This is a genomic window from Stenotrophomonas sp. STEN147, from assembly GCF_056757995.1.
This window is the reverse complement of sequence record NZ_JBRRCG010000002.1, coordinates 1-14,362: the sequence shown is the minus strand read 5'-3', so window position 1 is coordinate 14,362 and position 14,362 is coordinate 1. Positions and strand designations below refer to the sequence as shown.

General features: G+C 68.1%; 12 protein-coding genes. All 12 read left to right on the top strand.

Annotated features, from left to right (window positions below):
• The first annotated feature begins 3 nt into the window (after positions 1–3).
• Entirely contained in the window at positions 4–786 is a 783-nt protein-coding gene (locus tag ACVOKU_RS02920) for a ParA family protein (protein WP_481559024.1), read from the top strand.
• Entirely contained in the window at positions 783–1,778 is a 996-nt protein-coding gene (locus ACVOKU_RS02915; RefSeq protein WP_481559023.1) for a chemotaxis protein CheW, read from the top strand. The genes ACVOKU_RS02920 and ACVOKU_RS02915 overlap by 4 nt, the downstream gene beginning before the upstream one ends.
• Before the next feature lie 118 nt (positions 1,779–1,896).
• On the top strand, positions 1,897–2,205 hold the full coding sequence (locus ACVOKU_RS02910; protein WP_481559022.1) for an STAS domain-containing protein: 309 nt from the start codon (positions 1,897–1,899) through the stop codon (positions 2,203–2,205).
• Entirely contained in the window at positions 2,202–2,567 is a 366-nt protein-coding gene (locus ACVOKU_RS02905; RefSeq protein WP_005409521.1) for a response regulator, read from the top strand. Before ACVOKU_RS02910 ends, ACVOKU_RS02905 begins: the two co-directional genes overlap by 4 nt.
• 44 nt (positions 2,568–2,611) lie before the next feature.
• Positions 2,612–4,621 (top strand): chemotaxis protein CheA, encoded by a 2,010-nt coding sequence (locus ACVOKU_RS02900; RefSeq protein ID WP_053520424.1) that lies wholly within the window; start codon positions 2,612–2,614, stop codon positions 4,619–4,621.
• Between the two features lie 345 nt (positions 4,622–4,966).
• Positions 4,967–7,210 (top strand): methyl-accepting chemotaxis protein, encoded by a 2,244-nt coding sequence (locus tag ACVOKU_RS02895; RefSeq protein WP_481559021.1) that lies wholly within the window; start codon positions 4,967–4,969, stop codon positions 7,208–7,210.
• A 202-nt stretch (positions 7,211–7,412) separates the two neighbouring features.
• Positions 7,413–7,886 (top strand): hypothetical protein, encoded by a 474-nt coding sequence (locus ACVOKU_RS02890; RefSeq protein ID WP_481559020.1) that lies wholly within the window; start codon positions 7,413–7,415, stop codon positions 7,884–7,886.
• 3 nt (positions 7,887–7,889) lie between these two features.
• Complete coding sequence (locus ACVOKU_RS02885; protein WP_481559019.1) at positions 7,890–10,082, top strand: methyl-accepting chemotaxis protein; 2,193 nt, start codon at positions 7,890–7,892, stop codon at positions 10,080–10,082.
• Positions 10,083–10,223: 141 nt separating this feature from the next.
• On the top strand, positions 10,224–10,997 hold the full coding sequence (locus tag ACVOKU_RS02880) for a flagellar brake protein (protein WP_053520423.1): 774 nt from the start codon (positions 10,224–10,226) through the stop codon (positions 10,995–10,997).
• 137 nt (positions 10,998–11,134) lie between these two features.
• Complete coding sequence (locus tag ACVOKU_RS02875; RefSeq protein ID WP_074902654.1) at positions 11,135–11,626, top strand: chemotaxis protein CheW; 492 nt, start codon at positions 11,135–11,137, stop codon at positions 11,624–11,626.
• A gap of 135 nt (positions 11,627–11,761) precedes the next feature.
• Entirely contained in the window at positions 11,762–12,145 is a 384-nt protein-coding gene (locus ACVOKU_RS02870; RefSeq protein WP_053520421.1) for a hypothetical protein, read from the top strand.
• Positions 12,146–12,247: 102 nt separating this feature from the next.
• Positions 12,248–14,362 (top strand): methyl-accepting chemotaxis protein (locus ACVOKU_RS02865; protein ID WP_481559018.1); only part of this gene is annotated, 2,115 nt, incomplete at its 3' end.

Sequence of the window (14,362 nt, the reverse complement as noted above, 5' to 3'; positions counted from 1 at the left end):
CCCATGCGCATCTGGGCAGTCGCCAACCAGAAGGGCGGAGTCGGCAAGACCACGACCACCCTGGCCCTCGGCCGCAACCTGGCCACGCAGGGCCATCGCGTGCTGCTGATCGATCTTGATCCCCACGCCTCGCTCAGCCGCGCCTTCGGCGTGCCGGTGGACCCGCCACCGACCGGCGTACTTGAGCTGTTCGGCACACCTCCAGCCGAGCTGTCCAGCCTCTGCCACACCAGCAGCGTCAGCGGCCTGGACTACGTCTGTGCACAGCCGGCGCTGGCCACGCTGGAGCGCCGCAGCGCCAACCAGCCGGGCCTTGGCCTGGCGCTGCAGAACGCGCTGGCACGGCACCAGGGCCAGCACGACTACATCCTGCTGGACTGCGCGCCCACACTCGGCCTGCTGATGATCAATGCGCTCGCGGCAGCGGACCGCCTGATCATTCCGACGCAGGCCGAGCCGCTGGCACTGCACGGGCTGGACGGTATGGTGCGCACCGGTGAGATGGTCGAGCGCTCGCGCCGGCGCCCGCTGCCGATCTCGATCCTGCCCACCCTGTTCGACCGCCGCACCCGCACCGGCAACGAATCACTGCGCAGCATGCAGGACCGCCACGGCGCACGCGTCTGGGAGGATGCGATTCCGATCGACACGCGGGTCAGCAACGCGGCCGGCCTGACCCTGGCGAGTGTCGGCGAGGAGTATCCCGGCCGCGGGCTCGCGGCCTACCGTCGCGCGCTGAACTGGATCCTTGGCGAGGATGCGCGCGCGCTGGAGCAGGCCGCATGAATACCACCGGCGTACTGGACGACTATCTGGACGAGCTGCTGGGCGAAGCGATTGCCCCGGTGGCGGCCAGCCCCGATGCAGGCAACGCGGCGCCCACCGCGGCCGCTGCCGAACGCGAGCCGACCTGGGACGACCTGCCGGAAGAGGTCATCTACGAAACCGGCAGCAGCGACGCGGTGCCCCTGGATGACGCCACTCTGGCGGCCGCCTTCGAGACTGCCAGCCAGTCTTCTGCACCGGTCGCTGCCGAACGCCAGCCGACCTGGGACGATCTGCCCGATGAGGTGATCTACGAGACCGACGGCGCGGAAAGCCCGTTGCTGGCCCACACCGACAGCCCCGCGCTGCAGGCCGCCTTCGAGGCCGCCGCCGGCGGCGAAGGGGGGGATCCGGTGCCGCCCGCGCGGCCGGTTCCCCAAGCACCCGCCGCCGCGCAGCCGGTAGCGGCCGCACCGCCGCGTGTTGCCCTCGATGCACCCGCCGCCAGCCGCCCTGCCAGCTGGCAGGAACTGCAGGCGCAGGCCCATCGACCCGCCAACAGCCCGCATCCGCAGCACCGCCGCGCGAACGAGCGCACCTCGCGCTGGCTGCGGATGCGCTGTGGCAGCCAGGCCTATGCACTGGAACTGCTGAAAGTGCAGGAAGTGGTACTGCCGGTACCCCTGCTGCCGCTGCGCGGCACTGCGCCGGCGATGCTGGGGATCATGAACCTGCGCGGCCAGGTGGTGCCCGTGATGGACCTTGGGCTGCACCTGGGCGCAGCGGCGGCCGAGGACGACGCACAGACCCGCATCGTGGTGCTGGAGGAAGACGGCGAGACCATCGGCCTGCGCGTCTCGGCCGTGGAAGACGTCGCCAATCTCACTGATTCGCAGATCGAGCCACCGGATACCGCCCGCATCTGCCAGATCTCCAACGACCTCTTCCGTGGTGTGGCCCGCGTCAGCCAACGGCCGATGATCCTGCTCGACGCCACCCGCCTGCTCAACTGAGGCGGGGTCCACGCGTTGCCCGGGCCCGTCGGAACGGGCACGCAGGGCCTCACCGCCCCCCTAAAGAACCCCTGGCGGGTGCCGATATGGATGACGGAACCGTTTGTCCGGAGCAACGATGAGCACTGTCGAACTGGGTGAGGATCTCGGCATCGAGACCAGCACCGAGCTCAAGAACCGCCTCGCCCCGCTGGTAGCGCAGGCTGGCGAGCTGACCCTGGATGCAAGCCAGGTCGGCCGCGTCCACACCGCCGCCGTGCAGGTGCTGTGTGCATTCGTGCAGGCCCGCCGCGAGGAGGGCCTGGACACCGGCTTCCACGGTTGCACTGCAACCTTCCGTGACGCCGCGCGCCTGCTGGGCGTCACCCAGGCCCTGGGCCTGGACGCACCCCATGACAACCTGAAATCTGTGGAGAACGCTGCATGAGCGCACGTATCTTGGTGGTGGACGATTCGGCGTCGATGCGCCAGATGGTGTCCTTCGCCCTCACCTCGGCCGGTTTTGCCGTCGAAGAAGCTGAAGACGGCGCGGTCGCGCTCGGCCGCGCGAAGGGACAGCGTTTCAACGCGGTGGTCACCGACGTCAACATGCCGAACATGGACGGCATTGCGCTGATCCGCGAGCTGCGCCAGCTGCCGGACTACAAGTTCACGCCGCTGCTGATGCTGACCACCGAGTCCGCCGCCGACAAGAAGTCCGAAGGCAAGGCCGCCGGCGCCACCGGCTGGCTGGTCAAGCCGTTCAACCCGGAACAGCTGGTCGCCACCGTGCAGAAAGTGCTGGGCTGATCGCCCCGCACCGTTCCCCTTCTTCGCTTCCGGATCACCACTGCATGAGCATGGACCTGCAACGCTTCCACGCCACCTTCTTCGAAGAGAGCCGCGAAGGCCTCGACGCGATGGAGGCCGGCCTGCTGGCCCTGGAGTCGGGGCAGCAGGACGCGGAGATCATCAACTCGGTGTTCCGCGCCGCCCACTCCATCAAGGGCGGTGCCGGTACGTTCGGCTTCGATGCCATCGCCGCGCTCACCCACGTACTGGAAACGCTGCTGGACGAGCTGCGCGCCGGCAAGCGCGCGCTGGAAGGCCACGCGGTCGATGCGATGCTGTCGTCCGTGGATGTGCTGCGTGCCCTGCTGCGCGAGGCCGAGCACGGCCAGGCGGCCGATCCGGCGGCGGTCGCCGCGGTGAAGGCGCGGCTGGAGGCAGTGCTGTCCGGCCAGCCGGCAGCCAGCGCCCCGGCCGCGGCTGCCGCCGCAGCACCGGTGGACGATACGCCCGAAGCCTGGCAGATCGGCTTCACCCCCGCGCCCTCACTGTTCATGAGTGGCAATGATCCGCTGCGCATCATCCGCGAACTGGAACATCTCGGCTCGCTGCAGGTCGCTGCGCGGCTCGAACGCCTGCCCGGCTTCGCCCAGCTTGACCCTCTCGAAGCCCATCTTGCGTGGGACCTCGGCCTGGTCGGCAAGGTGCCGCGCAGCAAGATCGAAGACACCTTTGCGTGGGTGCTGGACGACTGCGAACTGGACATCCGTCCGGCCGCGCCGCCGAGCCTGGCCACCCGCGCCCCCGATACAACAGCCAACGCCCCTTCCACGCCCGTTGCTGCAGTACCCCCCGTTGCCGCCGCCCCTGCCGCCAGTGGCACCCCTGGCACCAGCCAGGACGCGGAAACCTCGATCCGCGTCAGTGTCGACAAGGTGGACGCGCTGATCAATCTGGTCGGTGAACTGGTCATCACCCAGGCCATGCTCAAGCAGGTCTCGCATGCGCTGGATCCGGTGCTTGCCGAGAGCCTGTTCGCCGGCCTGGATCAGCTCGAACGCAACACCCGCGACCTGCAGGAAGCCGTCATCGGCGTGCGCATGCTGCCGGTCGACGCCGTGTTCCGGCGCTTCCCGCGCCTGGTCCGCGACCTCTCCACCCGCCTCGGCAAGCAGGTCCGCCTGCGCACCATCGGTGAAGGCACCGAACTGGACAAGGGCCTGATCGAGAAGATCGCCGATCCGCTCGTCCACCTGGTCCGCAACTCCATCGACCACGGGCTGGAAATGCCGGACGTGCGCAAGGGCGCAGGCAAGGACGAGACCGGCACCATCACCCTGGCGGCGTCGCACCAGGGAGGCCACATCGTCATCGAAGTCAGCGACGACGGACGCGGCCTGGATCGCGCCAGGATCCTCGCCAAGGCGGCCGAACGCGGCCTGAGCGTGCCCGACAATCCCACCGACTCGCAGGTCTGGGACCTGATCTTCCAGCCGGGCTTCTCCACCGCCGACGCCGTCACCGATCTCTCCGGGCGCGGCGTGGGCATGGACGTCGTCCGTCGCAACATCCAGGCGCTGGGCGGTGAAGTACAGATCGAAAGCAGCCTGGGCACCGGAACGCGTACCCTGATCCGGCTGCCGCTGACCCTGGCCATCCTCGACGGCATGACCGTGGCGGTGGCGGGCGAGACGTTGATCCTGCCGCTGGCCTATGTGCTGGAAGCCCTGCAGCCGCAGCCGGAGGACATCCGCAGCATGGCCGGCGAAGGGCGCGTGCTGCGCGTGCGTGGCGAGTACCTGCCGATCCTGTCCCTCAGCGAGTACTACGGGTACGGCGCCCGCATGCCCGGCAGCGAATCGCTGGTGGTGGTGGTGGAAGGCGACGGGCAGAAGATCGCACTGGAAGTGGACGAACTGGTCGGTCAGCAGCAGGTCGTGGTCAAGAACATCGAGAACAACTACCGGCGTATCGGCGGCGTGTCCGGCGCCACCATCCTCGGCGATGGCCGCGTTGCACTGATCGTCGACATCGGTGGGCTGGTGCGCTCGCTGCGCGTGCCGCAGGCCGCCTGAGTCCGAGCGCAGGCGATCCAGAGCCGCCGCCCCACACGGGCGGCGGCTTTCGTTTGTGTGCAGCCCGGCAGCGAGGCGAGTGCGCGCCTCCCGCTCCATTTCGTGAACTCCGTCGGCCCACGGCGCCGCCGGAAACCACCTGCGTGCAGGCCGGAACACGGCCCCTGCAACGCGTCCGCGCCGCCGCCCCTACGCACCCGGATGTGACGCCCATCCATAAAGTCCGCCGGCCGTGCGCCGCTATCTCGCAGTGACAGTCGTGACCGGACGCGCATCGGCTCCCGTTCGCGCTGCACTCCCCGGCCGGCACGCACGCCCGCCACTCTGCCCACCTGGAGCACCTGCATGAAGTGGTTCCACGATCTGCCCATCGCCCGCAAGCTGGCCGTGGGGTTCACCCTCACCACCCTGATGACCCTGCTGCTGGGTGCGTTCGCACTGTTGCGCCTGAGCCAGGCCAACGACCAGCTCGGGGCGATGGCCAGCAACGATATTCCGTCGGTGCAGCATCTGGGCGAAGCCCGCTCGCAGCTCGGTGAATTCCGTACCTACGAGCTGGCCCAGCTGACCATGCTGGACCAGCCGGACAAGGTGGCCGACTACAACAAGCGCATGGACGCCACCGCCAAAGCCGTACGCGATGAACTGGCGGCCTATGCCGCCTTGCCGGCCCAGGACAAGGAACGCGAACTGTATCGCGCCGCCTCGGCGCAGGTGGATCGCTACTTCGCCGCCAACAAGGCCATGCGTGACGCAGTGGCCGCCGGCGACGGCATCTTGGCGCAGCAGATTTCCGACGAGCAGTCGCGCCCGGCACGGCGTGAACTGTTCGACGCCCTGAAGGCACTGGGTGCCCACATCGCCGGCCTGATGGATGCACGGATCGCCGATGCCAACGCCACCCATCGTGCCAGCATGATCGCCATCATCGGCTGCATCGTGCTGCTGTCGTTGCTGGCCGCAGCCCTGGCCACGGTCATCTCGCGGGCCGTAACCGGTCCGCTCGGCAAGGCCGTGCAGGCCATCCAGGCCGTCGCCCGCGGCGACCTGAGCGTCAGCACCCGGGCCACCAGCAACGACGAGGCCGGCAAGATGCTGTCCGCCACCGCGGAAATGACCGCAATGCTGCGCCGCTTCTCCGAGCAGACGCAGCTGATGGCGCAGATGCATGCCGGACCGGATATCAGCCATCGCATCCCGGAAGACTTCCCGGGTGTCTACGGCCAGCTCGCCAGCGGCATCAATACGGTCATTTTCGAGCACCTGGACGCGATCCGCGATGCGATCGACGTACTCAACCAGTATGCCGTCGGCAATCTCGCACCGGACGCGCGCCGCCTGCCCGGCAGCCGCGCCATCCTGCATGAGTCGATGGATGCGGCCAAGTCCAGCCTGCTGGCGATCAATACGCAGATCCAGCAGCTCGCGGCCGCAGCCGCCGCGGGCGACTTCAGCCAGCGCGGCGACGCACAGCGCTTCCAGCACGACTTCAAGGTGATGATCGATCACCTGAACACCATGATGGAGGTCGCCGACAGCAATCTCGGCCAGCTCTCGCAGCTGCTGCAGTCGATCGCTGCCGGGGACCTCACCGCGCGCATGGACGGGCAGTTCAACGGTGTGTTCGCACGGATGCGCGACGATGCCAATGCCACCGTCACCCAGCTGACCCGCATCGTTGGCCAGATCCAGGCCAGCGCCTCCAGCATCACCCTGGCCGCCGGCGAAATCGCCTCGGGCAACAACGACCTGTCGCGCCGTACCGAACAGCAGGCCGCCAACCTGGAAGAAACCGCCGCCTCGATGGAGGAACTGACCTCCACCGTGCGCCAGAATGCCGAGCACGCCCGCCAGGCCAACCAGCTCGCCATCGGTGCCCATGGCGTCGCCTCCCAGGGCGGCGAAGTCGTCGGCCAGGTGGTCACCACCATGTTCGCCATCGAAGCCTCCTCGAAGAAGATCGCCGAGATCATCAGCGTCATCGACGGCATCGCCTTCCAGACCAACATCCTGGCCCTCAATGCCGCGGTCGAGGCCGCCCGTGCCGGCGAACAGGGCCGCGGCTTTGCGGTGGTCGCCAGCGAAGTACGCACCCTCGCCCAGCGCTCGGCCGCTGCCGCCAAGGAGATCAAGGGCCTGATCGACGACTCGGTGGGCAAGGTCGCCGATGGTTCTGCGCTGGTGCACAAGGCCGGCGCCACCATGGGCGAGATCGTCGCCTCGGTGCAGCGCGTGACCGACATCATGGCCGAGATTTCCGCGGCCTCGCAGGAACAGAGCGCCGGCATCGAGCAGGTCAACCAGACCGTGGTGCAGATGGACGAGACCACCCAGCAGAATGCTGCGCTGGTGGAGGAAGCCACCGCCGCTGCGCGGGCCATGGAGGAACAGGCTGTGCAGCTGGGTGAGGCCGTGGCCCGCTTCCGCCTGGAGTCACAGAACGAAGCACCGCTACCGGCGGTGGTCGTGGCGGCGCAGCGCAGAACGCCAGCGGCAGCTCCAGCGGCCAGGCCGGCCCCCCAGCGCGTCGCACGCGCCGCGGCGGCGCAGCCGGCGCTGGCACTCGACGGCGACTGGCAGGAGTTCTGACCTCATCGGAACCGGGACGCGTCGGATTCCTGCACGCTGGCAGGGATCCGACCCTGGACCGGCCCGGTCTGATCGCCGTGACTCCGCGCCGGTCGTCGCACCGCATCACAGTTCCAGCGTTGCCCCGGCCAATTGATTCAATTTTTCTTCAGGTTCAGCCGCCGCTCGCCGCTAACGGGACACGGTCCTACGCGAGCCAGCGATGCCAGCCAGCAACGACCCCGACCCAATACCGGTACAGCGTGGGCGAATGCTGGCCGGCGCGCTGCTGCTTGCCGCATGGCTGGGCTGGACCCTCGCCGCGCTATGGGCGCAGGCCAGCGCCTCACAGCCACCGGCCAGCCACTGGCGCGCCGTGGACGTGCTGGCGCAGCTGTCGCCCGCCGTGCTTGCCGCCAGCCACCAGCATCCCCTGCTGCTGCGGCAGTCCATCGTCTGTGGCTGCGCCCCACCGGCGCGCACACCCGACGGCATCGACCTGCGGGAGGCCCGCACGCCGCTGCCCTTCGAATGGCTGGTGCTGTACCAGCAGCGCCTTGTCTATGCCGGGCCCTCCCTTCTCGACGCAGGCTGCGGCGGCCGTCCGCTCGCGGCCGCTCCACTGGTTGCGGGGCTGCTGCGCAATGCGCAGGCGCCCGTGATCCTTTCCCATCATTGCCCATGCCACAAGGAGTAGCGCATGCATGCCTCCACCCGTAATACCGCCGCGCCGACCGGTCAGCCGACACCGCCTTACCTGCGCACGCTGGCCGGGGGTGCCGACCGCCTGTTCCTGCTGGTCAGTGCAGGGCTGGTCCTGGCCTCGCTGGCACTGGCCGTGCGCCATGGTCAATGGACACCGTGGCTGCTGGTCGCACTGCCCGCGCTGCTGGTCAGCGCGGTGCAGGTCCACCTGCAACCCGGCAGCCGCCTCAGCCGCTGCACGACAGCGCTGGCGTGGATGGTGCTGTCGGCCACCTTGATCCACCAGACGCACGGACAGCTGGAGACCCACTTCACGGTCATCGTGCTGATCGCACTGCTGCTGTACTACCGCGACTGGCTGCCGATCGTGGTGGCCGCCGTAGCGATCGCCGTGCATCACGTGCTGTTCTTCGCCCTGCAGACGCGCGGCCTGCCGTACCCGGTATTCGCCGCCGGCAGTGGTCTGGGCGTGCTGGTCCTGCACGCCCTGTACGTCACCGTCGAGGCCGGCCTGCTGTCGGTGATGGCCGTCCAGATGCGCCGCCAGCTGCTGCTGCTCGGCCACGACCCGCAGCAACTGGCACACCTGGCACGCGGCCTGGCCGACGACCAGCCCCTGCCCGAGGCGCTGCATGCCAGCCAGTTCCCGCAGGACTCGCTGGCCGCCGCCCTGGTCCAGGCCAGCACCCGGCTGCTGCAGCGCCGCCAGCGCGAGCTGGCGGCCAGTGGCGAATCGCTGCGCATCCGCAGCGCGCTGGACGATGTGACCACCAACGTGATGATCGCCGACCGTGACCGCAACATCGTCTTCGTCAACCGCCCACTGCAGAAAATGCTGGCCGCCGCCGAAGCCGACCTGCGCCGCGACCTGCCGCAGTTCAGCGCCGCCGACCTGCTGGGCCGCAACATCGACATCTTCCACCGCAATCCGGCCCACCAGGCCACCCTGCTCGACCGCCTCACCGGCACCTACCGCACGCAGATCCGCGTCGGCGGCCGGGCCCTGCAGCTGATCGTCAATCCGATCATCGGCGACGACGAACAGCGCCAGGGATTCGTGGTGGAGTGGGCCGACCGCACCGCCGAGATCGAGGTCGAAGAAGAACTCGGCCATATCGTCGATGCCGCCGCGCAGGGCGACTTCAGCGGCCGCGTCGGCACCGCCGGCAAGGAAGGCTTCTTCCTGCAGCTGGCGGAACGCCTCAACGGCCTGCTGGATGCCAACGCACGCAGCATCGAGCAGATCTCGCAGCTGCTGTCCTCGCTCTCGCGCGGCGACCTCACCGTGCAGATGCAGGGCGACTTCCACGGCGTTTACGCCCGCATCCGCGACGATGCCAACACCACCATCGCAGAGCTGACCCGCATCGTCGGCAGCATCCAGGCCGCCTCCAGCCGCCTCACCGGCGCCGCCGCAGGACTGGCGCAGGGCAACGGTCACCTGGCAAGCCGCACCGAACAGCAGGCGGCCAGCCTGGAGGAAACCGCCGCCACCATGGAGGAGTTGACCGCGACCGTGCGCCAGAACGCGGGACATGCGCGGCAGGCCAACCAGCTGGCGACCGATGCGGCGGACATCGCCGGCGAAGGGCGCACGGTCGTCGGCCAGGTGGTCACCACCATGTCCGCCATTGAAGCCTCCTCGAAGAAGATCGCCGAGATCATCAGCGTCATCGACGGCATCGCCTTCCAGACCAACATCCTGGCCCTCAATGCCGCGGTCGAAGCCGCCCGTGCCGGTGAGCAGGGCCGCGGCTTTGCCGTGGTCGCCAGCGAAGTGCGCACCCTCGCCCAACGCTCGGCGGGTGCTGCCAAGGAGATCAAGGGCCTGATCGACGCCTCTGTCGGCAAGGTCAGCGATGGCGCCGCACTGGTGCAACAGGCCGGCAGCACCATGCAGCGGGTCGTGGCCGCGGTGCAGCAGGTGAACCAGATCATGGGCGAGATCTCCTCCGCCTCGCAGGAACAGAGCATGGGCATCGAGCAGGTAAACCAGAGCATCGCGCAGATGGACGCCAGCACCCGCCAGAACGCCGCGCTGGTGGAGGCGTCCACCGCGGCCACCCACGGCATGGCCGAACAGGCACAGCTGCTGGCGGCCGCGGTAGCGCGCTTCCACCTGCACGGAGGGGGCGACAATCCGGCGGTGATGCAGCGTGTGCGGCAGATCGCCGGTATCGAGCAATGATGCCTTCGGCCCATTCCTTGGATCCCGGTCCGGCCGATGGAAGGTGATGAAACTCACACTTCATAATCCGGCGCGGTGGCCGATATCCCCATCGAGCCACGCGCCGGCGCGCGCAGGCGCCCGCCCCTGACCACAGATTCCATGTCCGACGGCAACGACACAGCAGTGCACGATGTCCATGCGGCCGACGCCGCGGATGAACGCTTCCTGGTCCGTAATCCGCGCCAGCTGCGGCAGCTGCTGCGCTCGCTGATCGAGCAGCGCTCCCTGATAAACGCGCATATCGACGGCCGCGATCGCTCGTTCCCGACCGCGCTGCTGGAACTGGACGAAGACGAGGACGTGCTGCTGATCGATGGCAGCCCGCAGGAGGCGTCCAACCGGGCAGCCGAGCAGGCCGATCATGTGCTGTGTTTCGCCCAGCTTGAGCGCGTGCTGGTGCGCTTCCGTCTGCAGGGGCTGCAGCGCGTGGACAATGACGGCCACGTCGCCTTCCGCGCTGCGCTGCCAGAGGAACTGATGCACCTGCAGCGGCGCGAACTGTACCGGCTGGAGACCCCCATCACCGACTCGCCCCAGCTGCTGCTGCCGGCTGCGGACGGACGCCCCGAGGCGTTGTCGATGCGCGTGGTGGACATCAGCGGCGGCGGCCTTGCCGTCGCGGTGCCCAGCGACTGCGCCGTGTTTGGCCTGCAGCAGCGCTACGCGGCGGTGCTGTCGCTGTCGGATGGGCCGGATCTGGATATCGAACTGGTGGTCTGCAACCTGCTGCCACAGCGCCAGCCCAACGGAACCGAAATCAAGCGCGTGGGGATGCGCTTCGACAGCCTGCCTCGCGGTGGCGACAGCGCCATCCAGCGCTACATCTTCCGGATCGACCGCCAGCGCAAGGCACGCCGGAACGGAGAGATGTAGCTGGCGCCGGCCGTGGCCTGGCGCCATCCGGTCCTCACCAGACGGGGATGTCCTGTCACGGCGCTGCCTAAAGTCCCCCCGCGCGGGGCCGATATCGAGCCTGACACCGGGACTTCCGGCAGAACCAGGACCCCTCGATGAACGACAAGACCCGCTCCGCCGCCAGCGCCGGCGGCGAATTCCTCAGCTTCACGCTCGGCGCCGAGCATTACGGCGTGGATATCCTCAAGGTGCAGGAAATCCGCGGCTACGATGCCGTCACCCGGGTGCCGGACGCACCGGACTACATCAAGGGCGTGATCAACCTGCGCGGCACCATCGTGCCGGTGATCGACCTGCGCCTGAAGCTGCGCCTGGAAAACGCGCGCTACGACGCCTTTACCGTGATGATCGTGCTCAATGTCGATGACCGCGTGGTCGGCATCGTGGTGGACAGCGTCTCGGACGTCATCCCGCTGTCGTCCGAACAGATCCGCCCGACCCCCGAATTCGGCGCTGCGGTCGATACCCGGTTCATCTCGGGCATCGGCACCCAGGACGACCGCATGCTGATCCTGCTGGACATCGAGACTCTGCTGGACAGCGCGGACATGGGCCAGCCGGCCCTGCTCGAAGACGCCGCCGCCTGAGTCTGCGTACCGCTTCACGTTGCTGTCACGAAACCCTTCAGTTCCCTGCGGCGGTGCCGATAGGGGGACAGAGGCCGGCCGCGCGGGAACGCGTACCACCGGCAAAAACCATCACCCTCCCGGAGAACCACCCCGATGAAGTCCCTGCTCGCGCTCGTTTCGGCTGCCGCCCTGGCCACCACCGCGTCGTCCGCCCTCGCCCAGTCCTCGGACATGATCCCGCCGGAACTGGCCCCGCGCTCGGTGGGCAAGGACGGCATGGTCTGCGGCAAGGTCGAGAAGGCCCGCTTCGCCGAAGGTTCCGAAGGCCAGCCGACGTTCCTATACATGGGCGGCGCCTTCCCGCGCCACACCTTCTCGGCGCGCATCGCCGGTGAAAACCGCAGCAAGTTCTCGTTCCCGCTGGAAACGCTGGAAGGCAAGACCGTGTGCGTGATCGGCAAGATCCAGCGTGATGCCTCGCGCGCCGAGATCGAAGTCAGCTCGCCGGCCGGCCTGAAGCTGGCCAACATCAAGTAATCCGCTGTCCGTCGCAGTCACGCCGGTCCTGGTGCCGGCGTGGCCGCCGCCGCAACCGGGCCCGATGCCCGTGCGCGTCTGCCTTAGGAGATCGCAACGCCCATGCCGTGGATCAACAACCTGAAACTGATGCCGAAGCTGATGGTGACCTTCGGCGTCATCCTGCTGGTGATGCTGCTGCAGGGCATCGTCGCCTATCGTGGCCTGCATTCGCTGAACAACGTCACCACCGAGTTGGCCGGCTCGCGCATGGAAAGCATCCGCCTGGCCGGCGAGATGCGCGGCATGCTGGGCGAGTACCGCAACAGTGCCTACCAGCAGCTGATCCGTGCCAGCGATGACGTCAAGGCCGACGCGCGCAAGCAGGCTGCCGCGCTGCGTACCCGCATGGACAGTTCCATCAAGGACTATCCGAAGCTGGTGGACAACGCCCAGCAGAAGAAGCTGTTCGACACCTTCGCCAAGGACTGGAAGGACGCCCTGGCCTCCTACGACAGCGTCACCGAGATGCTGGAACTGGACCTGCCGGACGACGCCATCGATACCTTCGTCGGCGAGACCCGCACCAAGCACCGCAAGGCCGCCGCGGCGCTGGAAGCCCTGATTGCCGAAGACAACCGCCTCGCACGCGCCTCGCGCGAACAGGCCGAATCGACCTATGCCGCTTCGTCGGTCCTGACCGTGATCGCCCTGCTGGGTGGCGCCGCCCTCGGCCTGGTGCTGGTGTGGCTGTTCGCCCGCGCCCTCGTCGGCAGCGTGCGTGGTGCCGTCTCGGTGGCCAATGATGTCGCCGGCGGCAAGCTCGACGGTCACATCGATGTCAGCCGCCAGGATGAAGTGGGCGAACTGATGCAGGCCATGCAGCGCATGCAGCGTGATCTGCGTGAGCGCATCGAGACCGACCAGGCCATCGCCCGCGAGAACCTGCGCATCCGGACCGCGCTGGATTACAGTTCGACCGGCGTCTACCTGACCGATGCCAACAACACCATCGTCTACAGCAACCGTGCCCTGCAGCAGACGTTGAGCCAGTACCAGGACGATGTGCGCCGCGACCTGCCTGACTTCGATGCGCAGGACTCGCTGATCGGCAAGCCGGTCACGGTGCTGGAACACCGTGGCGAGATGGACCCGTCCCTGCTGGCGAACCTCAAGCAGCACGGCGTGGCCCGTCGCCCGATGCAGTACGGTGATGCCCAGTTCGCCCAGGTCGTGTCGACCATCCGCAACGAGGACGGCGACACCGTCGGCTGCGTGGTGGAATGGCGTGACCGTACCCAGGAAGCGCAGGTCGAGGCCGAAGTGGCCCGGGTGATCGCCCGCGCCGCCGCCGGCGACCTGTCCGGCCGGATCGAAACCAGCGACAAGGAAGGCTTCTTCCTGCAGCTGGCCCAGCAGATCAACGGCCTGCTCGACGCCAACGCCGGCAGCATCGAACAGATTTCCGGCCTGCTCGCCGCGCTGTCGCAGGGTGACCTCACCGTGCGCATGCATGGCGACTACCAGGGCGTATTCGCTCGCATGCGAGACGATGCCAATGCCACTGCCGCGCAGCTGAGCGAGATCGTCACCCGCATCAAGCAGTCCAGCCGGGCAATCAGTACCGCCGCCGGCGAGATCGCCTCGGGCAACAACGATCTGTCGCGCCGTACCGAACAGCAGGCCGCCAACCTGGAAGAAACTGCCGCCTCGATGGAGGAACTGACCTCCACCGTGCGCCAGAACGCCGAGCACGCCCGCCAGGCCAACCAGCTCGCCATCGGCGCCCATGGTGTCGCCTCCCAGGGCGGCGAAGTGGTCGGCCAGGTGGTCACCACCATGTCCGCCATCGAAGCCTCCTCGAAGAAGATCGCCGAGATCATCAGTGTTATCGACGGCATCGCGTTCCAGACCAACATCCTGGCCCTCAACGCCGCGGTCGAGGCCGCCCGTGCCGGCGAACAGGGCCGCGGCTTTGCGGTGGTCGCCAGCGAAGTACGCACCCTCGCCCAGCGTTCGGCCGCTGCCGCCAAGGAGATCAAGGGCCTGATCGACGACTCGGTGGGCAAGGTCGCCGATGGTTCTGCACTGGTGCACAAGGCCGGCGCCACCATGGGCGAGATCGTTGCCTCGGTGCAGCGCGTGACCGACATCATGGCCGAGATTTCCGCGGCCTCGCAGGAACAGAGCGCCGGCATCGAGCAGGTCAACCAGACCGTGGTGCAGATGGACGAGACC